Source organism: Pseudomonas phenolilytica, from assembly GCF_021432765.1.
GTDB classification, from domain to species: Bacteria; Pseudomonadota; Gammaproteobacteria; order Pseudomonadales; family Pseudomonadaceae; genus Stutzerimonas; species Stutzerimonas phenolilytica.
In genome coordinates, this window is sequence record NZ_CP058908.1 from 3320119 (window position 1) to 3346390 (window position 26272).

Here is a 26272-nt window from a genome sequence, read left to right on the forward strand (position 1 = left end):
CGCAGCAAGGAGGGCGAATAGGCGCTTGGCCTCCTGCGCCGGCAGTGCAGATCAGCTCAGCGGGTTATGGCTGCGCCATCGAGGAACATCCGTTCCAGCATGCCCGCGGAACTGGACCTGGCCGCACGCCCGCGGCGCTCGGCATCGACCATGCCGTAGATCAGTGCGAGAAAGAGTTCGGTGAAGACCGCCGCAGTGATGTCGATACGCAGCACCCCGGCCTGCTGCCCGCGGAGAAAGAAGGCGTCCAGCGCATCGCTGTAGGGCTGCCAGCGGCCGTCGACAGCCGGGTCAAGGCTGTCCGGGCGATACTGGAACATCAGGAAGACCAGAATCTCGCGATGCGTCAGGTGCTCGTGGATGAGCCTGCGCAGCGCGATCAGCGGCTCGGTGGTTTGCAGCTCGCAATCGCTGATCACCTGGTTGAGCACGCGCTCGCCGTAGCTCATGAGCATCTCCACCAGATTGTCACGCGTGCCGCAAAAACGATGCAGCGTCGCCTTGCTCACGCCGGCTGCTTCCGCCAGCTCCTTCAGCGTCGCGCGCGGGCGATCGACGATGGCCACGGCCAGCGCTTTGAGGAGTCGTTCATCATGAGCAGATAGCGTCATTCGTGGTCTCAGTCAGGTCGCGGTCACGCCTCATTGTGAAGAAGCGAACGGCGCTTTGTGAAGGACGCGATACGTTTTACAACTAAAATGATTCACTTGAGACTTTATTGACTCAAATAGATCGACCAAGGATCATGCGCGCCTTTTCGATCAAACGGACCCGGGTGAAAACATGGGCAGGTTGCGTGCATTGGGAATAGCCGGTGCGCTGGTAGCGGTACTGGTGGGCTGCGAACAATCCGAAGCGCCGGAGCCGGCCGCCGAGACGGCCCGTCCGGTGGATGTGGTGACGGTAGCGACCGAGCCGCTCACGCTCACGTCGGAATTGCCGGGACGCATCGAGCCGATGCGCGTCGCCGAGGTGCGCGCGCGGGTGGCCGGCATCGTGGTGCAGAAGCGCTTCGAGGAAGGCGCCGACGTGAAGGCCGGCGACCTGCTCTTCCAGATCGACCCCGCGCCGCTCAAGGCCGCGGTGTCGCGCGCCGAAGGCGAACTGGCGCGCGCGCAGGCGGCGCAGCAGGAGGCCCAGGCACGGGTGAGGCGCTACGAACCGCTGGTAAAGATCGAAGCAGTGAGCCAGCAGGACTTCGATAGCGCCACCGCCGACCTGCGCAGCGCCCAGGCCTCGGTGCGCTCGGCCCAGGCGGACGTGGAAACCGCGCGGCTGAACCTGGGCTATGCCTCGGTCAAGGCGCCGATCTCCGGGCGTATCGGCCGTGCGCTGGTGACCGAGGGCGCGCTGGTCGGCCAGGGCGACGCCACGCTGATGGCGCGCATCCAGCAGCTGGACCCGATCTACGCCGACTTCACCCAGCCGGTGGCAGACGCCCTGCGCCTGCGTGAAGCCCTGCAGAGCGGCAACCTCGCCGCCGGCCAGAGCCAGGTCCTGCGCCTGCGCATCGAAGGCACGCCTTACGAACGCGAGGGCGAGCTGCTGTTCTCCGACATCTCGGTGGACCGCGGCACTGGTCAAGTCTCGCTGCGTGGCAAGTTCGACAATGCCGACGGCTTGCTGCTGCCGGGCATGTACGTGCGCGTTACAGCCCCCCAGGGTACCGACGCCAACGCCATTCTCGTGCCGCAACGCGCGGTGCAGCGCACCACCGATGGCAGTGCCCACGTGCTGGTGATCGGCGCCGACAGCCGCGTCGAGACGCGCCAGGTGCAGACCGGCGCCATGCATGGCTCGCGCTGGCAGATCAGCCAGGGCCTGTCCGGTGGCGAGCAGGTCATCGTCGGTGGCCTCACCGGCCTGCAGCCCGGCGCCAAGGTCGAGCCCCGTACCGCCCAGGAGTCACAGCAGGCATCGCGCCAGTAAGCCCATCGACGATCTTGCGAACCAGACCAAGGCGGATGCAGGTGAGAGAACGCCCCACCGCGCCGCCGCCGCGCAGCAGATCGTAAGCGAAGCCTCCGCGAGGAATTTCACATGTCACTGTTCTTCATCAAGCGTCCCAACTTCGCGTGGGTGGTGGCGCTGTTCATTACCCTGGCCGGTCTGCTGGCGATTCCCCTGCTGCCAGTCTCCCAGTACCCCAGCGTGGCGCCGCCGCAGATCACCGTCACCGCCACCTACCCCGGCGCCTCGGCGCAGGTGTTGGTCGATTCGGTCACCAGCGTGATCGAGGAGGAGCTCAACGGCGCCAAGGGCCTGCTCTACTTTGAGTCCACCAGCAACTCCAACGGCATGGCCGAGGTGGTGGTCACCTTCCAGCCCGGCACCAACCCGGAACTGGCCCAGGTCGACGTGCAGAACCGCCTGAAGAAGGCCGAGGCGCGCATGCCGCAGGCCGTGCTCACGCAGGGACTGGAAGTCGAGCAGACCAGCGCCGGCTTCCTGCTGATCTACGCGCTCAGCTACAAGGAAGGCGCACAGCGCAGCGACACCACCGCCCTTGGTGACTACGCGGCGCGCAACATCAACAACGAGCTGCGCCGAGTGTCCGGCGTCGGCAAGCTGCAGTTCTTCTCCTCCGAAGCCGCCATGCGCGTGTGGATCGATCCGCAGAAGCTGGTCGGCTACGGCCTGTCCATCGATGACGTGAGCAACGCCATCCGCGGGCAGAACGTGCAGGTGCCGGCCGGCAGCTTCGGCGCCTCTCCCGGCAGCAGCGAGCAGGAGCTGACCGCCACCCTCGCCGTGAAAGGCACCCTGGATGACCCGGACGAGTTCGGCCGCATCGTCCTGCGCGCCAATCCGGACGGTTCTGCCGTGAAGCTGGCCGACGTCGCGCGCCTGGAGGTGGGCAGCGAAAGCTACAACTTCACCGCACGTCTGGATGGCAAGCCCACCGTGGCCGGCGCCATCCAGCTCTCGCCCGGCGCCAACGCGCTGCAGACCGCCGCGCTGGTGAAACAGCGGCTGGACGAGCTGTCAGCCAACTTCCCCGACGACGTCGAGTACTCGGTGCCCTACGACACTTCGCGCTTCGTCGGCGTGGCCATCGAGAAGGTCATCCACACGCTGATCGAAGCCATGGTGCTGGTATTCCTGGTGATGTTCCTGTTCCTGCAGAACGTGCGCTACACGCTGATCCCGGCGATCGTGGTGCCGGTGTGCCTGCTGGGCACGCTGACGATGATGTACCTGCTGGGCTTCTCGGTGAACATGATGACCATGTTCGGCATGGTGCTGGCCATCGGCATCCTGGTGGACGACGCCATCGTGGTGGTGGAGAACGTCGAGCGGATCATGGCCGAGGAAGGCCTCTCCCCGCCCGCCGCCACGGTCAAGGCGATGGGCCAGGTATCCGGCGCGATCATCGGTATCACGCTGGTGCTCTCGGCGGTGTTCCTGCCGCTGGCGTTCATGGCCGGCTCCGTCGGGGTGATCTACCAGCAGTTCTCGCTGTCGCTGGCGGTGTCGATCCTGTTCTCGGGCTTTCTCGCCCTGACCTTCACCCCGGCCCTGTGCGCCACGCTGCTCAAGCCGATCCCCGAGGGACACCACGAAAAACGCGGCTTCTTCGGTGCCTTCAACCGGGGCTTCGCTCGCCTGACCGAGCGCTATACCCGGCTGAATGGTGCGCTGGCGCGGCGCGCCGGACGCTACATGCTGATCTATGCCGGCATCGTCGCGCTGCTCGGCTACAGCTACCTGCGCCTGCCGGAATCCTTCGTGCCGGTGGAGGACCAGGGCTACATGATCGTCGACATCCAGCTGCCGCCGGGCGCCACCCGCGCGCGCACCGATGTCACCGGCCAGCAGCTGGAGCAATTCCTGCAATCGCGCGAGGCGGTGGCGTCGTCCTTCCTGGTGATGGGCTTCAGTTTTTCCGGCATGGGCGAGAATGCCGCGCTGGCCTTTCCGACCTTGAAAGACTGGTCGGTGCGCGATCAATCGCAATCCGCCGAAGCGGAAACAGCCGCAGTGAATGAGCGCTTCGCCGGCATCAGCGATGGCGCGATCATGGCCGTGACGCCGCCACCAATCGACGGCCTGGGCAACTCTGGCGGCTTCTCGCTGCGCCTGCAGGATCGCGCCGGTCTCGGCCGCGAGGCGTTGCTGGCGGCCCGCGACCAGCTGCTCGGCCAGGCCAACGGCAACCCGAAGATTCTCTACGCCATGATGGAAGGCCTCGCCGAGGCGCCGCAGCTGCGCCTCAAGATCGACCGGGAAAAGGCGCGCACGCTGGGTGTCAGTTTCGAGTCCATCAGCAGCGCGCTGTCCACCGCGTTCGGCTCCTCGGTGATCAACGACTTCGCCAACGCCGGCCGCCAGCAACGCGTGGTGGTGCAGGCCGAACAGGGCGACCGGATGACGCCCGAAGCCGTGCTCAAGCTCTACGTACCCAACAGTTCCGGCGAGCTGGTGCCGCTGTCCGCCTTCGTCAGCACCGGCTGGGAAGAAGGCCCGGTGCAGCTGGCGCGCTACAACGGCTACCCGTCGATCCGCATTTCCGGCGACGCCGCGCCCGGCGTCAGTACCGGCGAAGCGATGGCCGAGATGCAGCGCCTGGCCGCCGAGCTGCCAACCGGCATCGGCTACGAATGGACCGGCCTCTCCTACCAGGAGAAGGTGGCCAGCGGCCAGGCCAGCCAACTGTTCGCGCTGGCGATCCTGGTGGTGTTCCTGCTGCTGGTAGCGCTCTACGAGAGCTGGGCAATCCCGCTGGCGGTGATGCTCATCGTGCCGATCGGCGCCCTCGGCGCGGTGCTCGCGGTGACAGCCACCGGACTGCCCAACGACGTGTACTTCAAGGTCGGCCTGATCACCATCATCGGCCTGGCGGCGAAGAATGCGATCCTCATCGTCGAGTTCGCCAAGGAGCTCTGGGAACAGGGCCACAGCCTGCGCGACGCCGCCATCCAGGCCGCACGCCTGCGCTTTCGCCCGATCATCATGACTTCCATGGCGTTCATTCTCGGCGTGGTACCGCTGGTGATCGCCAGCGGCGCCGGCGCGGCCAGTCAGCGCGCCATCGGCACCGGAGTCATCGGCGGCATGCTCAGCGCCACCCTGCTGGGGGTGATCTTCGTGCCCGTCTGCTTCGTCTGGCTGCTGTCGCTGCTGCGTCGCCAGCCCAAAACTGCGCATCAACCCTCGGAGACCGCGCAATGACCGCCCTGCGCAAACCTGCCCTCATGCTGCTGGCCCTGGCCCTGTCCGGCTGCTCGCTGGCGCCCAGCTACGAACATCCCCAAGCGCCGGTGGCACAGAGCTGGAGCGCCACCACCCAGACGGGTACGGCAGCGGCCAGCCTGGAGTGGCAGCGCTTCATCGTCGACCCTGACTTGCGCCAGCTGGTGAGCATTGCCCTGGACAACAATCGCTCGCTGCGCCAGACCCTGCTGGACATCGAGCAGGCGCGCGCCCAGTACCGCATCCAGCGCGCCGACCGCGTACCCGGCCTGAATGGCTCCGCCAATGGCAATCGCCAACGGTTGCCGGCGGATCTGTCGAACAGCGGCAGCTCGGGCGTCAGCAGCAGCTATCAGGTCGGCCTATCGCTGCCCGAGTACGAGCTGGACCTGTTCGGCCGGGTGAAGAACCTGACCGACGCGGCGCTGGAGCAGTACCTCTCTACCGAGGAAGCCGGCCGCAGCGCGCGCATCGCGTTGATCGCCGAAGTCAGCCAGGCGTATCTCACCTACGACGGCGCCCAACGGCGCCTGTTGCTCACCGAGCAGACCCTGGCCAGCCGCGAAAACTCGCTGGGCCTGATCAGCCAGCGGCGCACCGCCGGCGCGGCTACCGCACTGGACTATCAGGAAGCGCTCGGGCTGGTCGAGCAGGCCCGCGCCGAGCTGGAAAGCAACGCGCGGCAGAAGCAGCAGGCGCTCAACGCCCTGGTGCTGCTGCTCGGCACCGCGGACGCAGCCCAGCACGTCCCGCAGGCACCGCAGGACAAGCCCATGCTGATTCAGGACATCGCGCCGGGCACCCCGTCCGAACTGATCGAACGCCGCCCGGACATTCTCGCTGCCGAACATCGGCTCAAGGCGCGCAACGCCGACATCGGTGCGGCCCGCGCGGCGTTCTTTCCGCGCATCAGCCTGACCGGCAGCTTCGGCACGGCCAGCGCGGAAATCTCCGGGCTGTTCGATGGCGGTTCGCGCGCCTGGAGCTTCGTACCGACGCTGTCGCTGCCGATCTTCGATGCCGGGCGCAACAGCGCCAACCTGGATCTGGCCAAGGTGCGCAAGGACTCGGCCGTCGCGGCTTACGAAGGCACCATCCAGACCGCCTTCCGCGAAGTGGCTGATGCACTGAGCGCCACCGACACCCTGCGTCGCGAGGAAACCGCACGGCGGAACCTGGCCAACACCAGCAGCGCGACGCTGAAGCTCGCCAAGGCGCGCTACGAGGGCGGCGTGGATAGCCACCTGCGCTACCTCGATGCGCAGCGTAGCCACTTCACCAATGAGTCCGATTACATCGAGACCAGCACACGACGACAGATCGCCCTTGTCGATCTGTTCCGCAGCCTGGGCGGCGGCTGGAGCAACGGCACGCCGTTCGCGAATCGGTGAGGGTTGCTTCAGCACTTCGCGGAAAGCATCGCCCGCACTGAGGCGAACAGGATGAAACGCGCTTTGTGGTCGATACTCAGCGAACCGCCGAAACGCTGACTCAGGTCATGCCTGACGCCGCGATACAAGCGCTTGATAGCTGGGAATCGACGATAGGGAGCGTTTTCGAATGTCTCAATCTGCGCAAAAGCTGCGCCTGAGTGCTCTGATTGCACTCGTGGTCGGCTCGATGATCGGCGGCGGCATCTTTTCGCTGCCGCAGAACATGGCGGCCAGCGCCAGCGCCGGCGCCGTGCTGATCGGCTGGGGCATCACCGGGGTCGGCATGCTCACGCTGGCGCTGGTGTTCCAGACGCTGGCGAACCGTAAACCCGAGCTGGATACCGGCGTCTATGCCTACGCCAAGGCAGGCTTCGGCGACTACATGGGCTTTTCGTCGGCCTGGGGTTACTGGATCAGCGCCTGGATCGGCAACGTCAGTTACATGGTCCTGTTGTTCAGCACCCTCGGGCTGTTCTTCCCGGCCTTCGGCGAGGGTAATACCGGGCCGGCGATCGCCTGTGCGTCCGTGCTGCTCTGGGCCATCCACTTCCTGGTGCTGCGCGGCATCCGCGAGGCCGCCTTCCTCAACCTGATCACCACCATCGCCAAGGTCGTACCGCTGGTGCTGTTCATCGTGCTCGCTGCGCTGGCCTTCAGGTTCGACATCTTCGTCGCCGACTTCTGGGGCAAAGGCAACCTGGAACTGGGCAGCGTCATGAACCAGGTGCGCGGAATGATGCTGGTCACCGTCTGGGTATTCATCGGTATCGAAGGCGCCAACATCTACTCGGCACGGGCGCAGGATCGCCGGGACATCGGCAAGGCGACGGTGATCGGCTTCTATGGCGTGCTGCTTCTGCTGGTGCTGGTGAACGTGCTTTCGATGGGCATCATGAGCCAGCCGGAACTGGCGGCGTTGAAGAACCCGTCGATGGCCGGCGTGCTGGAGCATGTGGTCGGGCGCTGGGGGGCCTTGCTGGTCAGCGTCGGCCTGATCGTCTCGTTGCTCGGCGGCCTGCTGGCCTGGACGCTGCTTTGCGCCGAGATCCTCTTCGCCGGCGCCCGGGATCACACCATGCCGGCGTTCCTGCGCAAAGAGAACGCCCGGCAAGTCCCGAGCAACGCGCTGTGGCTGTCCAACGGGCTGATCCAGCTAATGCTGGTGATCACCCTGTTCAACGACGCCACCTACCTCCACCTGCTGTACCTGGCGACGTCGATGATCCTGGTGCCCTACTTCTGGTCGGCCGCCTATGCGGTGCTGGTGAGCTGGCGCGGCGAAACCTATGAGAACGAACCGGGCGCGCGCCGCAAGGACCTGCTGATCGCCCTGGTTGCGTTGCTCTACGCCGCGTGGCTGCTATATGCCGGTGGCGTTCAGTACCTGCTGTTGTCGGCCCTGCTCTATGCCCCTGGCGCGTTGCTGTTCGCCAGGGCCAGACGTGAGTGCGGCCAGTCGGTGTTCACCTTGCTGGAAAAGCTGATCTTCGCTGGCGTGCTGATCGGTGCAGTGATCGCCGCCTACGGCCTGTATGACGGCTTCCTGACCCTTTGATCGGCCTGGCCTGCCGTCGGGCAAGGCCAGGGGCATGACAGGAGATTTCCTCATGGCTATTCCCACCGCCCCCCTGGGCGTGCACTCGGAAGTCGGCAAGCTGCGCCAGGTGCTGGTCTGCTCGCCGGGCCTGGCCCATCAACGTCTCACGCCATCCAACTGCGACGAACTGCTGTTCGACGATGTGCTGTGGGTCAGCCAGGCCAAGCGTGACCATTTCGACTTCGTCACCAAGATGCGCGAGCGCGGCGTCGAGGTGCTGGAAATGCACAACCTGCTCACCGAAACCCTGCACAACGCCGACGCCAAGCGCTGGCTGCTCGACCGCAAGCTGACGCCCAATCTGATCGGGCTCGGCCTGCATCACGAGGTGCGCGCCTGGATGGAAGAGCTGGAGCCACGCCGGCTGGCCGAATACCTGATCGGCGGCGTCTGTGCCGACGACCTGCACGGGACGCAGAGCGGCGAGATCGTGAAGATGTTTCGCGACTACCTGGGCCACTCGAGCTTCATCCTGCCGCCACTGCCAAACACCCTGTTCACCCGTGACACCACGTGCTGGATCTATGGCGGCGTGACGCTCAACCCGATGCACTGGACTGCGCGCCGGCAGGAAACGCTGCTCGCCGCCGCCATCTACCGCTTTCACCCAACCTTCGCCCATGCGGATTTCCAGGTCTGGTACGGCGACCCGGAGCAGGATCACGGCCTCGCCACACTCGAGGGCGGCGACGTGATGCCGCTGGGCAATGGCGTGGTGCTGATCGGCATGGGCGAGCGCTCCTCGCGCCAGGCCATCGGCCAGCTGGCGCAATCGCTGTTCCAGCAGGGCGCCGCCGAGCGAGTGATTGTCGCCGGGCTGCCGGTAAGCCGCGCCGCCATGCACCTGGATACCGTGTTCAGCTTCTGCGATCGCGATCTGGTGACCATCTACCCCGAAGCGGTGCAGACGATCACCCCCTTCAGCCTGCGCCCGGACGAGAGCAGATCCGGCGGGATCGACGTGCGCCGCGAAGAAAAGAGCTTTCTCGAGGTGGTCGCCGAAGCCCTCGGCATCCAAAAGCTACGCACCGTGGCAACCGGCGGCGACAGCTACGAAGCTGAGCGCGAGCAGTGGGACGACGGCAACAACGTGGTCGCGCTTGAGCCCGGCGTGGTCATCGGTTACGACCGCAACACCTATACCAACACCCTGCTGCGCAAGGCCGGCGTCGAGGTCATCACCATCGATGCCAGCGAACTGGGCCGCGGCCGTGGCGGCGGCCACTGCATGACCTGCCCGATCATCCGCGATCCGGTCGACTATTGAGGAGGCAACCCGATGGCCTTCAACCTGCACAACCGGCACCTGCTCAGCCTCACCCACCACAGCGAGCGCGAGCTGCGCTACCTGCTCGATCTGGCGCGCGATCTCAAGCACGCCAAGTACAGCGGTACCGAGCACCAACACCTCAAGGGCAAGAACATCGCGCTGATCTTCGAGAAGACCTCGACCCGCACCCGCTGCGCCTTCGAGGTCGCCGCCTACGACCAGGGCGCCAACGTCACCTACATCGACCCAACGTCTTCGCAAATCGGCCACAAGGAAACCATGAAGGACACCGCCCGCGTGCTCGGGCGCATGTACGACGCCATCGAATACCGTGGTTTCAGCCAGCATGTGGTCGAGGAGCTTGCGCAGTTTTCCGGCGTGCCGGTGTTCAACGGCCTGACCGACGAGTACCACCCCACCCAGATGCTCGCCGACGTGCTGACCATGCGCGAGCACAGCGACCAGCCGCTGCACCAGATCCGCTACGCCTATGTCGGCGATGCGCGCAACAACATGGGCAATTCGCTGCTGCTGGTCGGCGCCAAGCTGGGCATGGACGTGCGCATCGGCGCGCCCAAGGCGCTCTGGCCGCATGAAGAACACCTGGCCGCCTGTCGCACCTTCGCCGCGCAGTCCGGCGCGCAGCTGACACTGACCGAGGACCCGCGCGAAGCGGTCCGCGACGTCGACTTCATCCACACCGATGTCTGGGTGTCGATGGGCGAGCCGGTCGCGGCCTGGGGCGAGCGCATCGCCCTGCTGCTGCCCTATCAGGTCAACGCGGCGCTGATGCAGGCCGCCGGCAATCCGCGGGTGAAGTTCATGCACTGCCTGCCGGCGTTCCACAACGCCGAGACCAAGGTCGGCAAGGAGATCGCCGAGCATCATCCCGAGCTGGCCGGCGGGATCGAAGTCACCGGCGAGGTGTTCGAGTCGCCGGCGAGCATCGTCTTCGACCAGGCCGAGAACCGCATGCACACCATCAAGGCGGTACTGGTAGCCACGCTCGGCGGTATCTGAACATCCTCAGCGCAACGGGCGCTGCCCCTAGGCGCTGCCCGCTCGATGCACCGGTCGCTGCGCCTACAGGGCGCCGGTTACCGCCGCGCGAATGTCATCGGCCAGCTGCCGCACGCGGGCTTCGCTGGTGTCCCACGAGCACATGAACCGCGCGCCGCCGACCCCGATGAAGGTGTAGAACATCCAGCCGCGGCTTCTCAGCGCGTCCAGCGCGGTTGGCGGCAGGCTGACGAAGACGCCGTTGGCCTGCACCGGAAACATCAGCTCGACGCCCGGCAGGTCCTGTATCAGCTCGGCCAGCAGCCGGGCACAGCGGTTGGCGTGGGCGGCGTATTTCAGCCAGGCGCCGTTTTCCAACAGGCCAACCCAGGGCGCCGAAAGAAAACGCATCTTGGAGGCGAGCTGACCGGCCTGCTTGCAGCGGTACTCGAAATCGGTCGCCAGTTCGCGATTGAAAAACAGGATGGCGTCGCCTACCGCCATGCCGTTCTTGGTGCCACCGAAGCAGAGCACGTCGACGCCAACTTTCCAGCTGAGCTCCGCCGGCGACAGGCCCAGGTGCGCGCAGGCGTTGGCGAAGCGCGCGCCATCCATGTGCAGGTGCAGCCCGAGCTCCCGGCAGGTCGCGCTGATCGCACGCAGCTCGTCGGGCTGGTAGACGGTGCCGACTTCGGTGGCCTGGGTCAGGCTCACCACGCGGGGCTTGGGGTAATGGATGTCCTTGCGCTTGAGCGCGACCCCGCGAATCGCTGCAGGCGTCAGCTTGCCCTGCTCCGTCGGGGCCAGCAGCAGCTTGGAGCCGTTCGAGAAGAACTCCGGGGCACCGCATTCGTCGGTTTCGATATGAGCGATGTCACCGCAGATCACGCTGTGGTAACTCTGGCAAAGCGACGACAACGCCAGGGAATTGGCCGCCGTGCCGTTGAAGGCGAAGAACACCTCGCAGTCGGTTTCGAACAGCTGGCGAAAGTGATCGGCCGCGCGCGTGGTCCACTGGTCGTCGCCGTAGGCCCTTTCGTGGCCCTGGTTTGCGCGGGCCATGGCCTCCCAGGCTTCTGGGCAGATGCCGGAATAGTTGTCGCTGGCGAATTGCTGATTGGCGATTGTCATCACATCCTCGTCATATGACGCTGCGGGGCGGTTGAGGCAGTAGGTTCGATTGTAGAACCCCGCGAGCCGACTCTCGCAGTGAAGACTTCGCGGGCAGCGAAAGCGTTCCGGCCAGACGCTAGTACACGCCCGCGCCACGCATTGTTGCCCGCCGTCGTGCTCAGCGCTCTCCTTCGTCAGCCGCCGTGCCACCGGGCTGCACGTTCCGGGTCTTGTACATCGACACGATGACGCCCCCGGCCAGCAATGCCACGGTCACGCTCAAGGAGATGACCGACGGGATCTTGCCGATGATGCCCACCAGGAAGATCTTCGCGCCGATGAACACCAGTACCAGCGCCAGTGCGTACTTCAAATACGCAAAGCGATGGATCATGGCGGCGAGCGCGAAATAGAGCGCCCGAAGCCCGAGGATGGCGAAAATGTTCGACGTATAGACGATGAACGGATCCTGGGTAATGGCGAAAATCGCCGGGACGCTGTCGACCGCGAAGACCAGGTCGGCACACTCGATCAGGATCAGCGCGAGGAACAGCGGCGTCGCCCACAGTACGGGCTTGCCCGTCGCGTCGGGCTGACGCACGAAGAAGCGCTGCTCGTGCAGTGTGTTCGTGACCCGCAGATGCTTGCGCAGGAACCTGACCAGCAGGTTGCGCTCGAGATCAGGGTGATCATCAACCTTGCTGAACAGCATCTTCAGGCCGGTCACGGCGAGGAAGAGCCCGAACACGTAGAGAATCCAGCTGAATTCGTGAATCAGGGTCGCGCCCAGACCGATCATCAACGCCCGCAGCACGAGCACGCCCATGATTCCCCAGAACAGCACCTTGTGCTGGTACTGCCGCGGAATCGCGAGGAAGCCGAAGATGGTGGCCATGAGAAAGACGTTGTCCATCGACAGCGATTTCTCGATGAGGAAGCCGGTCAGGTAATCCATGCTGGCATCGCTGCCCTTCTGGAAATACACCCACAGGCCGAACAGCAGACCGGCGCTGATGTAGCCCGCCGACAGCAGCAGGCTCTCGCGCACGCCGATTTCGTGATTGTCCCGGTGAAGGACTCCCAGATCGAAGGCGAGCAGCGACACCACAACGGCGATGAAAACCAGCCACAGCCAAGTGGCCGTGCCGAGAAATTCGGCAAGGAGAAACGGTTCTAGGGCAGTCATCGAGCCCCTCCTTTCAGTCATAGTCAAAACGACTGTGACTCCGACATCGCGGTACGAAACCGCCAGAGGGGCCCGGTGTCACCCCGCTACTCTAGTGAGGCGAAGCGTCACGCCACAAGCGCGAGGTATTGCGAAGTATTTCTCATGTTTTGCCACATCTGAACGCCCTGACCGGCGCTCACGGAGGGCACTTTTCGCTGGAGACAGGTCGGTATCAATCGATCGGCCACCCCTCCCCCCGGAATCGGCGCCACGATCACGAGGCGATTCGCAACCTGACGCACCGGTCACGCTGCGATTTCAACCTGCGCCGTTTCCTTTCAAATTGAAATCCGAAGAACTCAGAATTTGTCTTTAAAATCAATAAGTTAATAGTTGGCATGCTCCTTGCTAGTTCAGGTCAGAGGACCGTTGAATGAAATAGCGAGGAGGCGCAATGACGAATCGTATAAAAATCATCATCCCGATCCCTATGGTCTGCGAGCTGATGCTGACCCTGGGCCTGAAGCCCAGCCGCAAGGCCCATCCGGCGCCGGAAAATCCCAACGACGCCGCCTACCACGCATTCACCCGCTGACAACAAGAACAAGAGAGGAAGGAAATCATGTCCCAGCTAACCCGTGATGAGCTGATCGAACTGGCCGCCCAGAAGTACTTCGCCAACGTCGACCGCAAGGCGATGGCGCCGTGCTCAAGGTCACCCTCTTCGTCACCGACATGGCCTGCTTTCCCGACGTCGTCGCGCTGCGCAAGCGCTTCTTCCGCCCGCCCTACCCGGCCGATTCCATCGTACAGGTCAGCGCCCTGGCGTTGCCGGGGCTGCTGTTCGAGATCGAGGCCATCGCGGCCCGCCCGCGGCAGGCGGACCGCTAGTCGCTCGAACCTGCTGGCTCCCCAAACCAATAGCGAGGCACCGCTGGCGCGAGCCGGTGCAGCGGCGAAGGTCAGCCAGGGGAGCGGCCAAGCTGCCCAACCACGGGCTCGGCGATACGGAGCCGCCGCCTTCAGCCCTCGTTGCGAACGTCGACTTTAGCGTTCGTAGCCGAACGCGGGCCGCCCAAACGCTCTTCCTGCAAAAACACTTTGAAAGCCTGCCAAAGCGGGCTGCGATAGCGATCAGGGTGCCAGACAAGCGAGAACGTACGGCTCAGTGGCAGATCGGTCGCCAGTGCAACCAGTTCACCACGCCCCAGCTCACCGGCGACGCTCAGCCGCGACAGGCAGCCCAGCCCGAAGCCGGCACGCACCGCTTGCTTGATCGCCTCATGCTGACTCAGCTCCATTCGCACCCTGATGCGTTGAGCGAGCGGGCGGACGGCCGCCTCGAACACCGCTCGCGAACCGGAGCCGGGCTCACGGAGGATCCAGTTCTCCATCGGAATGTCCGCGTGAGACAGCCGACCTCGCGACGCGAGGGGGTGAGCCGGATTGCAGACCACTACCATCTCGTCATGCCGCCAGAATTCGGACTTGAGCTTGGGGTCGCAGCACTGCCCTTCAATCAAACCGAGGTCAGCCTCGAGGCGCAACAGGTCGGCGATCACCTCGCCGGTATTGCGAAGCCGTACCTGCAGGTCTACCGCAGGATGCTGCTCGCTGAATCGCCCTGCCAACTCCGGCAGCAGGTAGGTTCCGATGGTCGCACTGGCCGCAACGGTCAGCGTTCCCTGCAGTTCGCCATCCGGCTCGCGTGCGGCGTCGATGAAGGCGTTCAGATCATGCAGCAAGTGTTCGGCCTTCGGTAGCAGCCGACTGCCCAGCTCGTTCAGCTGCAGACGTTTGCCAACCCGTTCGAAAAGTGGCACGCCCAGATGCTTCTCCAGGTCAGCCAGCGACTGGCTGGTGGCCGACTGCGACAGGCTCAGCCCCCTTGCAGCCGCGCCGACCGTGCCAGCGCGGGTCACAGCCACGAAGACTTGTAGCTGGCGAAAGCTGATTCCCGGGTGCATAGCGCCTTTTCCGAATAGTTATATCGTTATAACCGTTTTCACAGCCCCCTTACCTTGCACCTAACCTAGGCCACCGACAAGCGCCAAAAGGAGAGCGGCTATGTGGCAAGGGCTAATGCTCTGTGGGTTTCTGACGGTAGCCGGCTATGGCCTGAAATCGATACCAGTTCTGCACGAGACCGGGTTCAGCCCCTTGGTCTTTGCGCTTTTGCTCGGGCTGATCGCCGGTAACCTGCCGGGTTTCGAACGCATGGCGCCGGCGGTACGGCCGGGCGTATGTTTCGCGACACGCTGGCTGCTGCGAGGCGGCATCGTGCTGTTCGGCCTCTCGCTGACCCTGCAGCAGATCGCGGCGCTTGGGCCGTCGATTCTATTGCTGGACGTCCTCGTAATCGGGACTGTCGTGCTGGTTGGGTATCAGCTAGGCACCCGAGTGTTCGGAATCGATCGCGAGACCACGCTGCTCACCTGTGCCGGCAGCGCGATCTGCGGGGCGGCTGCAGTCCTGGCGACCGAAGCGGCGATTCGTGCGCGCCCCGCTGCGACGTCCATGGCGGTGGCAACCGTAGTGCTATTCGGCTCACTGGCCATGCTCGTTTATCCGTTGCTCTACCCGCATACGGGCATGAGCGAAGACCAGTTTGGAGTGTACATAGGCGCCACGATTCACGAAGTGGCACAAGTGGTTGCCACGGGTGATGCGGTCGGGCCGAACGCGCTGGCCACTGCCGTGATCGTCAAGCTGGTGCGCGTGATGCTACTGGTCCCCTTCCTGCTGCTGATCGGTCAGTGGTGGATACGACGGCGTACCGATGCAGTTCGCACCGAGCGTGGCAGCTTAACGATTCCCTGGTTCGCACTCGGCTTTCTGGCCATGGTCGGCTTCAACAGCGCGGTGCGCCTACCGGCCTCGCTACACGGTGGACTCGTGTTGACGGGGCAGGTCGCTCTGACCATGGCCATGTCGGCTTTGGGGTACGAGACACGCCTCGACAAGCTGGCCGCACTGGGCATCAAACCATTCGCTCTAGCGCTGTGTCTGTTCGTTCTTCTCACGACGGGCGGGCTGGTGGCGGTGAGGCTCCTCAGCTTTTTGTGACGGGACGGAATCTCAACGGACTCGGCTGGGCTGTGCTGGCAGCTAAATCCCGCCCCCCACCGCCCGCGAGAAAACCGGGGCGGTTCACGGATCGTCGCGGCGCGGGGTGGGAACTTGGCGGAATCCCCCAAGAGCGGATGTCCGCTCAAATTGCAGCGGTTCGATGACTTGATTCGTTCACGGATGGGCTGCTGATTGGAGCCCTTCCCTTACAGCACGAAAAAGTCGGTCGAATTCGTCATTGAAACGGACAAGAGCCACGTCGTAGTCAAGTTCGTCTCGCAGACAGCTCTCCAGCTCCGTGCTGAATATCTGAAGTTTGTCGGCACCGATAGCTCCTGCGATCGATTTGAATCGATGAAGGTTCTCCTGAGCCTCTTCTTTTCGGCCATACGACAGATCGCCAGCCAGGTCGCTGGCTACGGATGAGTAATCACCGACGAAACGCCTGAGCAAGCTGATGTAAAGCTCGTGGTTGTTTAGCAAACGATCCAATGCAGCGTGCTGATCCAATCCTTCGATGGTGGGGAGGCACGCATGGCACAACAAGTTACCCCTGGGGGTTTGCCTCTCTAATGAGCGGCACAGCCAGCGTTCGAGCATTGCCTCCAAATGTCTAGGATCAATTGGCTTGGCGAGAAAATCACTCATACCTGCTGCCAGGCATCGTTCACGCTCTACGGCCAGATTGCTGGCTGTCAGGGCAATGACGGGCAAACCGGGGTAGTCGGGCCGAAGCCTCTTCACCGTCTCCAAACCATCCATGACCGGCATGTGGACGTCTAGAAGCAGTAGATCGATCTCCTTCTCCAATGCAAGGCACTGCAGGGCTTCCGCACCATTTGTCGCCATCAGGACATCCAGCCCAAGTGAGGTGAGATGCTCGTGGGCAACGTCTCTATTCAGCGGATCATCGTCAACGAGCAGTACCCGCCTGCCGGAAAGAGAAAAACTGCCACCTGAGTGAAAGTTCTCTTCCTCATCGTCAACGGTATCGGGGACGATTTCCAACCCGAGCCGAAGCCCGAACAAACTGCCCATGTTCGGCTCGCTTCGCGCGATGACCTGTCCACCCAACAGTCCAGCCAGTTGCGAACAGATTGCCAAACCCAGGCCGGTTCCACCGTAGCGACGAGTGATTGAGTCATCCATCTGCTGGAACGGCCTGAACATTTCGTCCAGTCGCTCTGCGGGCATGCCTATGCCTGTGTCCTGCACCTCGAAGCACAGCCCGCACTCTGTGGCTCGAATCTCCTCTAGATAGACCCGCAGGGAAATGCAGCCGCGGTCCGTGAATTTTATTGCGTTGTCCATGAAGTTAATGAGGACTTGGGCGATGCGCAGCGGATCACCCTTGAACCAGCCAGGCAACTTCGGATCGACATCTACGATCAGCCGAATGGGCTTCCCGCTGGCCCGCTCCCAGACGATATCTACGACGCTGTCCAGTAATCTGCGTAACGCAAACGGCACGCGTTCGACTTGCATCTCACCAGCTTCGATCTTGCTGAAATCAAGGATGTCGCCAACAACGTCCTGCAGGTGCTCCGCTGACTTGAGAATCTTGTCCAGGTAAACATTCGTCTTTGCTTCGCGATTGTTTCGCCGGGCCAGATGCGCAAGACCGACCACGGCATTGAGCGGCGAACGAATCTCGTGACTCATATTGGCAAGAAAATTTGCCTTGGCCTGAGCTGCCGACTCGGCCTGCTCTTTAGCGGCCCTCAGCTCGGCGGTGCGCTCCTTTACCTGTCTTTCCAGATTGGCCGCCAGTTCGCGCAAGGCGAGCCGATCGCGAGCCTGATTGGTTTCCTCGATGGCGAGGCTGCCTAATGCGCGAAGCGCACCCTTGTTGTCGAGGATCGGGAAAGCGATGAGGCGGTAGGCACGAAAATCCGCCTGTTTTTCGTCCGCCCCCCTCGACACGAACTGGCGCTCCTGCGAAATGCCCGTGCGCAAGGTTTCCAGCTGCGCTTCCCATACCAGCTGGCTTAACGGAGGCAGCTCGCGGTTCAGGTTGCCACCGCACAGATCGAGACGGCCCCAGCCCTCGACATCGGAACCTCGTACAGCCGCGTTCTCGAGCTTCACACACCCTTCCGGATCACGTATGCGGACCATAAGTGGCAAGTGGTCAAGCACCTGGCGATATAGCGACTCGCGCTCGGCGAGGTAGCGTCGATCACGTCGGGTTCGCAACGTCAGCCAGATCACCAGAGCGACGGCCGTCGCGCACAAGGTCAGAATCAGATTGCGCCCAAGTTGATACGCGCCATACAGCGGCAGCAGGTCATGTTCGATGACCAGTCCCAGATCGAGTTCATCCAGCCAGAGCGCCGCGCCCGCAACCTGGGTGCCGTCACGATCACGGTAGCCCTCGGAATAGCTGACCGAGCCTTGGTCGGGGGCAATCGGGAGACCGGTCGATAAGTGCTCGACGTCCCCAGGACTCGAAAGCGATGTGAGTCGCGCACCCTCGCCATCCACTGCGAACACCCGGGTCTGGGGCCCCTCCAACCTCGCTAGCAATGCACTCAGTTCGTTATCCGGCGCCAGGCGCAGGCATAGCACGGGCGGGCGAATCTGCTCGGCACGGTCAGCCCCGATTCGAGCACACGCCATCTGCATGCGCGTGCCTGCCGGCAGGATCCGCTCAGAATTCAGCAACGGCACCGGTGCCGGGAACGGTCGCGAAATTGATCCACCTTCGCGTTGGCTGCGCAGCAGCGTGTCGCGGGCCGGCTCCGGCAGCATAAAGGTGCGCCGTTGGGTCTGGTTGCTGTCACTTATTACCTGCAGGTCGCCATCGAATAGCACGTGCCCCACATACCCCTGCGCCAGATACAGCGCGCGCAGGTGTTCGGCCAGATAGGTATCGATGCTGGCATCCGTGTCCCGCGGCTGAGCCGCCCAGGCCTGAACGTCATGCAGCTCCGCCATTCCGCGAACGGCCATCAGGTGACGGTGTTGCCAGTGCAGCAACAGGTCCTTTATCACAACCATCTGCTTGCCGAGCTGGGCGGCGTTATTAGCTGCCACCTTGCTACGCACGGTTTGTAACGCCGCGATGGTGAGCAACACCAACAGCAGGCAAGCACTGGTCGGGGCGAGCAGTCGGCGTAACCTCGTCATGCCTTACGCCTCACTCATCGCACCATTCGCTGAGGGACGTGCGTGACTTGTGCCGCTCGTGCCAGTCGCCGAGCAGTTCGGCTGGCATCGGTCGCGCGAACAGGTACCCCTGTCCGGAATGACAACCCAGCAACTCAAGCAGCAACAGGTCGTCCTTGCATTCGACCCCTTCAGCTACGCAAGGCAACCCGAGCTTGTGCCCCGTCTCGATCGCAGAGTACAGAATTGCCCGGGCGCGGCGGTTCTGATGTGCCTCGCAAACGAACGCACGATCAATCTTGAGCTCCGTGAAGGGCAAACGTGAGAGCTGGCGAAGGGTAGAGAACCCCGTACCGTAGTCGTCAATCGACAGGCCGAATCCGGCGAGACGCAGACGCCCAACCGACGCCAGCGTCACCAGAGGATCGTCCATTAGTGCACTTTCGGTGACTTCGAGTATCACTTGGCTTGGGCGACAGTGTGCGCTCGCCACCAGATGAATGAGATCGTCAGCAAAATGGCGATTCGCCAACAAGCTGATATCGACGTTCAGGGAGATGCTGATGGATTCATCCTGCAAGCTCAGCAAATGCTGCATGGCTTGCCGCACGAGATTGAAGGTCAGCTCACAGAGCTGGCCACTGCCGGTGGCCAGAGGTATGAAATCGGCAGGAGGAATCAGCTCGCCGTCCGGTTCCAGCCAACGCGCGAGCACTTCGTAGCCGGTGACCCTTCCACTTCGCAGGTGCACCTTGGGTTGGTAGAACGGCCGTATGCAACCGCGCTGAATCGCCGACTCGAGTTCAGCTTCGTTGGGCAGCGGCCGCAAACGCTCGGCGCGCCCCTGATCGTCTCGCTGTTGCCCCGTCTGAGACAGCAGTCGGTGCAGATCACGGCCCTCGATCGGCTTGCGCAGGCTGCCGAGCAGCGGAACGCCTGCGGCCTGCAACATGCTTTCCACCGTACAGATCAGCGCTTCCTCGCGGGCGCTGACGACTACCACTTCGCAGAAGATCCGTTCCTCACCCAATCGCTGCAGTAATTCGATGCCGTTCATTCCCGGCATTTCCAGATCGACCAGCAGCAGCGGCAGCTCGTCGTCGCAGTGCCGCAGGATGGCCAGGGCAGCCCCACCATCATCGACCTGCTGGATGCGCTGGAGTCCGAGCCCCCTCAGCAGCGCGCAAAGCAGCTCGCGCTGAAAGGGGCTGTCCTCGACGATCAGCACCTGCCGTGCGCGGACTGCTTCCGGGAGCTCAGCCAACCCCGCCGCTATAGATAGTTCCAAAGCTGTCAAATCTTCTGTCCGTAATGGGCGATCCGCTCGGGCAGATCTTCCAGGTTGCAAATCTGCTCGACGCCACCCAGGCGAATCGCCTCCTTGGGCATGCCAAACACCACGCAGCTCTCCTCGTCCTGCGCCAGCGTGGACGCCCCGGCATCGCGCATTGCCTTCAGTCCGCGGGCGCCATCATCTCCCATGCCCGTCATGATGACACCGAGCGCGTTGCGCCCCGCCGCTTTGGCCAGCGAACGAAACAGCACGTCGACCGAAGGCTTGTGGCGTGAGACGGGCGGGCCATCCTGCACCATCACCTGATACTGCGCACCATTGCGTCGGACACTCAGGTGCAGGCCGCCCGGTGCAATCAACGCCCGCCCCGGCAAAACACGGTCGCCATCCTGCGCCTCGCGAACCTCGATGGCACAGGCCGCGTCCAGCCGCTGCGCGAACTGCCGGGTGAAGTTGGCCGGCATGTGCTGGACGATCACCAGCCCGGTGCAGTCCTTTGGCATCCGCTTGAGCAGATATTCCAACGCCCGCGTTCCGCCAGTGGAGGTGCCGATGGCGACGATCGCATCAGTGGTGCGACTCAGCGCCGTGCTGGCCAGGGGCGAAACTCCGCTGCGTGCGACCCTGGTCGGACACGCCACGCGCCGCAGGCGGCTGGCGGCCGCCTGTCGCACCGTCTGCACCAGCTGCATACGCTGCTCCTGGATGAACTGACCAACACCAGCACCGGGCTTGCACAGGATCGCCACCGCACCGGCATCCATCGCATCCAGTGCAATGGCCGAGCCCTGTTCGGCCAGGGAGGAAAACACGATGGTGGCAATGGGATCGTCCTGCATCAGCTGACGCAGGAATGTCACGCCGTCCATCCGCGGCATTTCCACGTCGACCACCAGTACATCGGGGCGCAGGGTACGCAGCTTCTGGAAAGCAAACAACGGATCGGGCGCGACACCGATCACCTCGATATCCGGCTCTGCCTCCAGCTGTTCGCGCAGCATCGAGCGCACCACGGCCGAATCATCGACGATCATCACCTTGATCATGCCGACACCCTCCGCGCTGCCGCCGCTTCCGGCGCTCGGTAAATCGATGGCGCCAGCTGCTGCAGCGGTAAGCGGACACCGGTCAGCGATTCGCAATGGCCGATGATCAGCCATCCGCCCGGGCGCAGGGCTGCGCACAGGTTGTCGATCACCCGCTGACGTGTCAGCTGATCGAAATAGATCAAGACGTTACGCAGAAAGATCACGTCGAATCCCCCTGCCTCCGGCCAGGGGCACAGCAGATTGTGCTGCTCGAAACGCACTCGCGCACGCAGCGCCGCATCGATCATCATCATTCCTTGATAAGAACCCGTTCCGCGCCGGCAAAAGCGCTTGAGGTAGTCGACCGGCAACAGCTCCAGGCGGTCCAGGCGATACAGGCCGCTACGCGCCTGCTGCAAAGCCCGGCCACAGATGTCGCTGGCCACCAGCTGCCAGCCATTGCCACCGAGCTGATCGGCCAGCACCATCGCCAGGCTGTAAGGCTCCTCGCCGGTCGACGCCGCCGCGCACCAGACCTTCATCGGCCGTTCGTCGCAGCTGGGGATGATCTGGTTCTTGAGCCGGGCGAAATGTGCCGGCTCGCGGAAGAAGTAGGTTTCGTTGGTGGTCAGGCGGTCGAGCATCTCCGCGCGTTCCGCCTGCCCTGCTGGGCTGAAAACATGGGCGAGATAGGCGTCGAAGTCTCCCAGCCCCAGCTCATCGACCCGGCGCCAGAGCCGGCTGACCACCATCGAGCTTTTCTGCGCCGTGATGAGAATGCCTGCGGTCTGGTATAGCCATTGCTGGATCTGCTGAAAGTTGGCGGAGCTGAGCGGCTTCATCGGCGTTATCCCGCCGCCGCGGCAGTGACATCGGCACCGGAGCCCGCCTCGATGAGCGTTTCCAGCTCGACCAGCGACAGCACCGCAGCGATATCGAGGATCGGGATGAAGCCCTGCTCGCGGCGCAGCATGCCGATGACGAAGTCATTGCGCAGCCCGGTGCCGAACTGCGGCTTGCGCTCCACTTCACCCGGCTCCACCTCACGCACCTCGGTCACGCCGTCGACCAGCACACCAAGCATGTGCAGGTTGTCGCCCTGCGCGACTTCGACGACCACGATGCAGGTTCGACGGTTGATGCCGGTAGGCTCCTGGCCGAAGCGTACCGACAGATCGAGCACCGGCACCACGGCGCCGCGCAGGTTGATCACCCCATGCAGGAAACGCGGCGCCAGCGGTATCGCCGTGACCCCCGGGTACTCGATGATCTCGCGGATGGCGTGGATTCCCACGCCATAGGTCTCGCCACCCAGGTTGAACATCAGGTACTGACGTACCAGTTCGAGATTTTCCTCGGACTCAGCCATGGAACACCTCAAAAGCTAACGAAGAGTTTTTCGTCGACGGCATCCGTCGAGACGACACTCTGCAACGCACCGCGAGGGCTCGCCGGACGCACGCTGCGCGTATTGCCCGACGCCCGCTCCGTCCGCTGCTCGGTCTTGAAGAACTGCATGACACTCTGCAGTTGCAGCGCCTGGCTGCTCATCTCATCGGCGGTAGCGGAAAGCTCTTCGGAAGCCGAGGCGTTGGCCTGGGTCGTCTTGGACAGCTCAACGATGGCGCCATTGATCTGGTCGATCCCCGAGCGCTGTTCCTGCGACGCGGCAGCGATTTCCTTGACCAGATCGGCAGTCTTGCCGATGGACGGCAGCATCTCTTCCAGCAGCGTGCCGGCACGCTCGGACATCTTCACGCTGGAGCCAGCCAGTGCACCGATCTCCTGCGCCGCCACCTGGGACCGCTCAGCCAGCTTGCGGACCTCGGCGGCCACCACGGCGAAGCCCTTGCCGTGATCGCCGGCCCGCGCAGCTTCGATGGCCGCATTCAGCGCCAGCAGGTTGGTCTGGTACGCGATGTCATCGATGATGCTGATCTTGTCGGCGATGGACTTCATGGCGTCGACGGTTTCGCGTACCGCCTCGCCACCCTCCTTGGCCGAGCTTGCGGACTGAGTCGCCATGCTGTCGGTGAGGCCGGCGTTTTCCGCGTTCTGCGTGACAGTCGCCGCGGTCTCCTCGATGGAGGCGCTGATTTCCTCGACACTGGATGCCTGTTCAGTAGCGTTCTGGCTGAGCGTGCCGGACGAGGCGGAAACCTGCTCGGAAGCCGAAGCGAGCGAGTTGGCCGAAGCGGTCACCTGGCCGATGACATCGGTGAGCCGCACGACCATGCCATTCATGGCGGCGAGCAGACTGTCCTCGTCGCCCTTGCGCAGGTTGACCTTCACGGTCAGGTCGCCCTGGGCGATACGCTGCACGACATCCCGAGCGTAATCCGGCTCACCGCCCAGCTGGCGCACGACCACACGGGTCAGGAACATGCCGAAGAGAATGGCCGCCAGCACGGCCAGGGCGATGACAATCCCCATGACCACCTTCATCGAGGCGACGGTGTCGGTAGCGGCGCGATCCGCTGCGGCGCCCTGCTTCAGCATCTCGGCTACCAGCGCTTCGAAGTTGCTTTCGATTTCGTGCGAGATCGGCCGCAGCGACCCGTTGATGATGGCCATGCCTTCAGCGGCCCGATCCTCGCGCGCCAGCGCCAGCGCGCTCTGAACCCCGGCAATGTAGGCATCCAGGCCCTGCTGGATCTTCTCGGCGATCTTGATTTCTGCGTCGCTCATTACCGTCTTGCGGTACTCGTCGAACGCGTCCTGGGACACTTGGCGATATGCGATGGCTCGCTTGACGGTTTCCTCACGTTCGGCGCCTTCCTGGGTCAGGAGCCGCAGTGCGGTACGGGTGTAGATCAGGTACTGGCTGTAAGCGTTCTGTGCCTTGGCCGTTGCGACCAGATTGTTCTGGTACAACCCGTTCAGCGATTGACCGATCGAGATGATGTTGCTCAGGCCATAGAGGCCCATTCCCGCGGCGATCAATGCCAGCGTGAAGAATGCGCTGAGCAGCTTTTTAGCCAGACTGAGTTTCATGAACCAATTCATCGTTACGCCTCGAGCTTGAATCGAAAAGAAGTTGAACGACGGAAACGCCCGTCACGCGGCGCTGCTGACCAGCGCGGGAATATCGAGCAGCAGGGCGACGCTGCCATCGCCGAGAATCGTTGAGCCGCTGAAGCCGCGCATGCCGCTGAGCAAGTTGCCCAGTGGCTTGATGACCGCCTGGATCTCGCCGACGAACCGATCCACCACGACGCCGGCGCGTTGCTCGCCGCACTGCACCACCACCAGGCATTCGCGGGCGCTCGGTTTACGTGCTATGTCGAAGCGATCTGCCAGGCGCAGGTAGGGCAAGGGTTGTCCGCGCAGATTGAATACGTCGCTGCCGGACTGCTCGCTGAACTCCAGGCATTCCACGACCAGGTCCAGCGGCAGCACGAAGTCGGCGTCGCCGACCGCGACCTGGAAGCCGTCGATGATCGCCAGGGTCAGCGGCAACTGGATACGGAAGGTCGAGCCCTGGCCGGGACTGCTCTCGATGTCCACGCTGCCACGCAGTTGCTCGATGTTCTGGCGCACCACATCCATGCCCACCCCTCGGCCGGACAGATCGGTCACCTTTTCCGCAGTGGAAAACCCCGGCGCGAAGATCAGGTTGTGGATGTCACGCTCGGCCAGGTGGGCGTCTTCCTCCACCAGTCCGCGCTCGATGGCCTTGTGCAGGATGCGCTCGGTATCCAGGCCGCGGCCGTCGTCGCTGATCTCGATGACCACGGCACCGGAGCGATGATAGGCGTTGAGCGACAGCGTGCCCTGCTCCGGCTTGCCGGCAGCCCGGCGAGCCTCGACCGACTCGATGCCGTGATCCATCGCATTGCGCACGATGTGCAACAGCGGGTCGGTCAGCTTCTCGACCATGGACTTGTCCAGCTCGGTATCGGCGCCACTGACCTTAAGGTCGATCCGCTTGCCCAGTTCGCGGCACACGTCGCGGACCACCCGTGGAAAGCGCTGGAACACCTCGCCGATGGGCACCATCCGCAGGTTCAGCGCACGATCACGGATCTGCTCGACCAGCTGCCCCACGCCCTCCAGCAGTTCGCCGAGCTCCGGATCATGGCGGCTGGCGCTATGGCTGTTGCAGGCCGAGTTGCGAATGACCAGTTCGCCGACGGCGTTGATCAGCTCGTCGAGCTTGCGTGCATCGACCTTTATGAACACCTGCTCCGCGGCACGTACCCGAATGTTGTCAGGCGCATCGCTCTGGCCGCGCTCCGGTGCATCGAACAGCGCGCCGGGCGTCTCGAGCACCGGCGCTTCACTGGCCGGCAGCTCCTCGATCAGGATCTCGCAATCCTGTTCGATGAACTCCAGCGCCTGTTCGATGGCGCTGCGCGCGACATCCGCCTGGAGCTCGAGCACGAATCCCAGATGGCAACACTCGGGGTCCAGTGACTCCAGAGCCGGCAGTTCGTCCTGCAGCACCTCCAGGGCGAGCACCTCACCCATATCGGCGAGGTACTGAACGAACGGAATGGGGTCCAGACCATGCGCAAATACTTGTGGCTCCGGACGCAGGCTGATGCGCCAGCGGCCGGCGCCGGTCATGGATGAGCCAGCGTCGGCAGCTGCGGGCGGCGTCAGCGCGTCGCCCAGATAGGCGCTCAGCTCGGTGCACAGCGCGGCGCGCAACGCCGGATCGGGGTCCTGCTCTTCGCGTCCGTCGGCGACGTTATCGAACAGTCGGCTCAGGTAATCGCCGCAATTGAGCAGCAGCGACACCAACCGCGCATCGATGGCCTGCTCGCCGGTACGTACCTGCGCGAGCAGGTTTTCCATCAGATGGGTGAAATCGACCACCAGATGGAGGTTGAACATGCCCGAGGAGCCCTTGAGCGTATGGGCGGCGCGGAAGATCGCGTTGATTCGCTCGCTGTCGGCCCCTTGTGTCTCGATGGCCAGTAGTGCCTGCTCCATCTCGGCCAGCAGCTCGCGTGCTTCGTCCAGCAGTACGCTGCGAACGGCTTGCATATCCATGA

General features: G+C 63.6%; 20 protein-coding genes. 9 read left to right on the forward strand and 11 right to left on the reverse strand.

What is annotated here, in order from left to right; genetic code table 11:
* Positions 1 to 56: 56 nt before the first annotated feature.
* Positions 57 to 611 (reverse strand): TetR/AcrR family transcriptional regulator, encoded by a 555-nt coding sequence (locus tag HU825_RS15785; RefSeq protein ID WP_043298322.1) that lies wholly within the window; start codon positions 609 to 611, stop codon positions 57 to 59.
* A gap of 172 nt (positions 612 to 783) precedes the next feature.
* On the opposite strand from HU825_RS15785, the gene HU825_RS15790 reads away from it, so the two are divergent.
* From HU825_RS15790 to HU825_RS15815, 6 genes are all read left to right on the forward strand, one after another.
* Positions 784 to 1929: a MexC family multidrug efflux RND transporter periplasmic adaptor subunit gene (locus HU825_RS15790; RefSeq protein ID WP_043298320.1), complete on the forward strand. Its 1146-nt coding sequence runs from the start codon at positions 784 to 786 to the stop codon at positions 1927 to 1929.
* Between the two features lie 111 nt (positions 1930 to 2040).
* Entirely contained in the window at positions 2041 to 5172 is a 3132-nt protein-coding gene (locus HU825_RS15795) for an efflux RND transporter permease subunit (RefSeq protein ID WP_054093113.1), read from the forward strand.
* A gap of 5 nt (positions 5173 to 5177) precedes the next feature.
* Positions 5178 to 6584 (forward strand): efflux transporter outer membrane subunit, encoded by a 1407-nt coding sequence (locus tag HU825_RS15800; RefSeq protein ID WP_234303414.1) that lies wholly within the window; start codon positions 5178 to 5180, stop codon positions 6582 to 6584.
* A 169-nt stretch (positions 6585 to 6753) separates the two neighbouring features.
* Complete coding sequence (arcD, locus tag HU825_RS15805; protein ID WP_234302432.1) at positions 6754 to 8181, forward strand: arginine-ornithine antiporter; 1428 nt, start codon at positions 6754 to 6756, stop codon at positions 8179 to 8181.
* Between the two features lie 52 nt (positions 8182 to 8233).
* Entirely contained in the window at positions 8234 to 9490 is a 1257-nt protein-coding gene (arcA, locus tag HU825_RS15810) for an arginine deiminase (protein ID WP_234302433.1), read from the forward strand.
* Positions 9491 to 9502: 12 nt separating this feature from the next.
* Positions 9503 to 10513: an ornithine carbamoyltransferase gene (locus tag HU825_RS15815; protein ID WP_234302434.1), complete on the forward strand. Its 1011-nt coding sequence runs from the start codon at positions 9503 to 9505 to the stop codon at positions 10511 to 10513.
* 63 nt (positions 10514 to 10576) lie between these two features.
* Here the strand turns inward: HU825_RS15815 and HU825_RS15820 are convergent, their stop codons facing one another.
* Together HU825_RS15820 and HU825_RS15825 are read right to left on the reverse strand one after the other, a co-directional pair.
* Positions 10577 to 11623 (reverse strand): threonine aldolase family protein, encoded by a 1047-nt coding sequence (locus tag HU825_RS15820; RefSeq protein ID WP_234302435.1) that lies wholly within the window; start codon positions 11621 to 11623, stop codon positions 10577 to 10579.
* A gap of 160 nt (positions 11624 to 11783) precedes the next feature.
* Positions 11784 to 12791 (reverse strand): TerC family protein, encoded by a 1008-nt coding sequence (locus HU825_RS15825; protein ID WP_102828302.1) that lies wholly within the window; start codon positions 12789 to 12791, stop codon positions 11784 to 11786.
* A gap of 436 nt (positions 12792 to 13227) precedes the next feature.
* Between HU825_RS15825 and HU825_RS15830 the strand changes: the two genes are divergently transcribed.
* Both HU825_RS15830 and HU825_RS15835 read left to right on the forward strand, forming a co-directional pair.
* Complete coding sequence (locus HU825_RS15830; RefSeq protein WP_234302436.1) at positions 13228 to 13368, forward strand: hypothetical protein; 141 nt, start codon at positions 13228 to 13230, stop codon at positions 13366 to 13368.
* A gap of 110 nt (positions 13369 to 13478) precedes the next feature.
* Positions 13479 to 13664, forward strand: coding sequence for a RidA family protein (locus tag HU825_RS15835; protein WP_052079046.1), 186 nt, complete (start codon positions 13479 to 13481; stop codon positions 13662 to 13664).
* Between the two features lie 131 nt (positions 13665 to 13795).
* On the opposite strand, the gene HU825_RS15840 is transcribed toward HU825_RS15835, so the two are convergent.
* A complete protein-coding gene (locus tag HU825_RS15840; protein ID WP_234302437.1) occupies positions 13796 to 14740 on the reverse strand; it encodes a LysR family transcriptional regulator in 945 nt (314 codons plus the stop codon).
* 100 nt (positions 14741 to 14840) lie between these two features.
* Between HU825_RS15840 and HU825_RS15845 the strand changes: the two genes are divergently transcribed.
* A complete protein-coding gene (locus HU825_RS15845) occupies positions 14841 to 15839 on the forward strand; it encodes a YeiH family protein (protein ID WP_234302438.1) in 999 nt (332 codons plus the stop codon).
* Positions 15840 to 16016: 177 nt separating this feature from the next.
* Here the strand turns inward: HU825_RS15845 and HU825_RS15850 are convergent, their stop codons facing one another.
* The 7 genes from HU825_RS15850 to HU825_RS15880 form a co-directional block, all read right to left on the reverse strand.
* Positions 16017 to 18971 (reverse strand): response regulator, encoded by a 2955-nt coding sequence (locus HU825_RS15850; RefSeq protein ID WP_234302439.1) that lies wholly within the window; start codon positions 18969 to 18971, stop codon positions 16017 to 16019.
* Positions 18972 to 18981: 10 nt separating this feature from the next.
* Complete coding sequence (locus HU825_RS15855) at positions 18982 to 20178, reverse strand: EAL domain-containing response regulator (RefSeq protein ID WP_234302440.1); 1197 nt, start codon at positions 20176 to 20178, stop codon at positions 18982 to 18984.
* A gap of 65 nt (positions 20179 to 20243) precedes the next feature.
* Positions 20244 to 21245, reverse strand: coding sequence for a protein-glutamate methylesterase/protein-glutamine glutaminase (locus HU825_RS15860; protein WP_234302441.1), 1002 nt, complete (start codon positions 21243 to 21245; stop codon positions 20244 to 20246).
* Between the two features lie 41 nt (positions 21246 to 21286).
* Positions 21287 to 22114, reverse strand: coding sequence for a CheR family methyltransferase (locus tag HU825_RS15865; protein ID WP_234302442.1), 828 nt, complete (start codon positions 22112 to 22114; stop codon positions 21287 to 21289).
* Between the two features lie 5 nt (positions 22115 to 22119).
* Positions 22120 to 22641, reverse strand: coding sequence for a chemotaxis protein CheW (locus tag HU825_RS15870; protein WP_054093126.1), 522 nt, complete (start codon positions 22639 to 22641; stop codon positions 22120 to 22122).
* An 8-nt stretch (positions 22642 to 22649) separates the two neighbouring features.
* Positions 22650 to 24266, reverse strand: coding sequence for a methyl-accepting chemotaxis protein (locus tag HU825_RS15875; RefSeq protein WP_234302443.1), 1617 nt, complete (start codon positions 24264 to 24266; stop codon positions 22650 to 22652).
* 63 nt (positions 24267 to 24329) lie between these two features.
* On the reverse strand, positions 24330 to 26270 hold the full coding sequence (locus HU825_RS15880) for a chemotaxis protein CheA (protein ID WP_054093128.1): 1941 nt from the start codon (positions 26268 to 26270) through the stop codon (positions 24330 to 24332).
* Positions 26271 to 26272 lie beyond the last annotated feature (2 nt).

Coding starts and splice junctions, on each gene's coding strand:
- HU825_RS15870 (WP_054093126.1), bottom strand. CDS start 22,641: ATGGCTGAGTCCGAGGAAAATCTCGAACTGGTACGTCAGTACCTGATG.
- HU825_RS15785 (WP_043298322.1), bottom strand. CDS start 611: ATGACGCTATCTGCTCATGATGAACGACTCCTCAAAGCGCTGGCCGTG.
- HU825_RS15825 (WP_102828302.1), bottom strand. CDS start 12,791: ATGACTGCCCTAGAACCGTTTCTCCTTGCCGAATTTCTCGGCACGGCC.
- HU825_RS15880 (WP_054093128.1), bottom strand. CDS start 26,270: ATGGATATGCAAGCCGTTCGCAGCGTACTGCTGGACGAAGCACGCGAG.
- HU825_RS15875 (WP_234302443.1), bottom strand. CDS start 24,266: ATGAAACTCAGTCTGGCTAAAAAGCTGCTCAGCGCATTCTTCACGCTG.
- HU825_RS15815 (WP_234302434.1), top strand. CDS start 9,503: ATGGCCTTCAACCTGCACAACCGGCACCTGCTCAGCCTCACCCACCAC.
- arcA (WP_234302433.1), top strand. CDS start 8,234: ATGGCTATTCCCACCGCCCCCCTGGGCGTGCACTCGGAAGTCGGCAAG.
- HU825_RS15860 (WP_234302441.1), bottom strand. CDS start 21,245: ATGCTGCGCGAACAGCTGGAGGCAGAGCCGGATATCGAGGTGATCGGT.
- HU825_RS15820 (WP_234302435.1), bottom strand. CDS start 11,623: ATGACAATCGCCAATCAGCAATTCGCCAGCGACAACTATTCCGGCATC.
- HU825_RS15795 (WP_054093113.1), top strand. CDS start 2,041: ATGTCACTGTTCTTCATCAAGCGTCCCAACTTCGCGTGGGTGGTGGCG.
- HU825_RS15865 (WP_234302442.1), bottom strand. CDS start 22,114: ATGAAGCCGCTCAGCTCCGCCAACTTTCAGCAGATCCAGCAATGGCTA.
- HU825_RS15830 (WP_234302436.1), top strand. CDS start 13,228: ATGACGAATCGTATAAAAATCATCATCCCGATCCCTATGGTCTGCGAG.
- HU825_RS15790 (WP_043298320.1), top strand. CDS start 784: ATGGGCAGGTTGCGTGCATTGGGAATAGCCGGTGCGCTGGTAGCGGTA.
- arcD (WP_234302432.1), top strand. CDS start 6,754: ATGTCTCAATCTGCGCAAAAGCTGCGCCTGAGTGCTCTGATTGCACTC.
- HU825_RS15840 (WP_234302437.1), bottom strand. CDS start 14,740: ATGCACCCGGGAATCAGCTTTCGCCAGCTACAAGTCTTCGTGGCTGTG.
- HU825_RS15850 (WP_234302439.1), bottom strand. CDS start 18,971: ATGACGAGGTTACGCCGACTGCTCGCCCCGACCAGTGCTTGCCTGCTG.
- HU825_RS15845 (WP_234302438.1), top strand. CDS start 14,841: ATGTGGCAAGGGCTAATGCTCTGTGGGTTTCTGACGGTAGCCGGCTAT.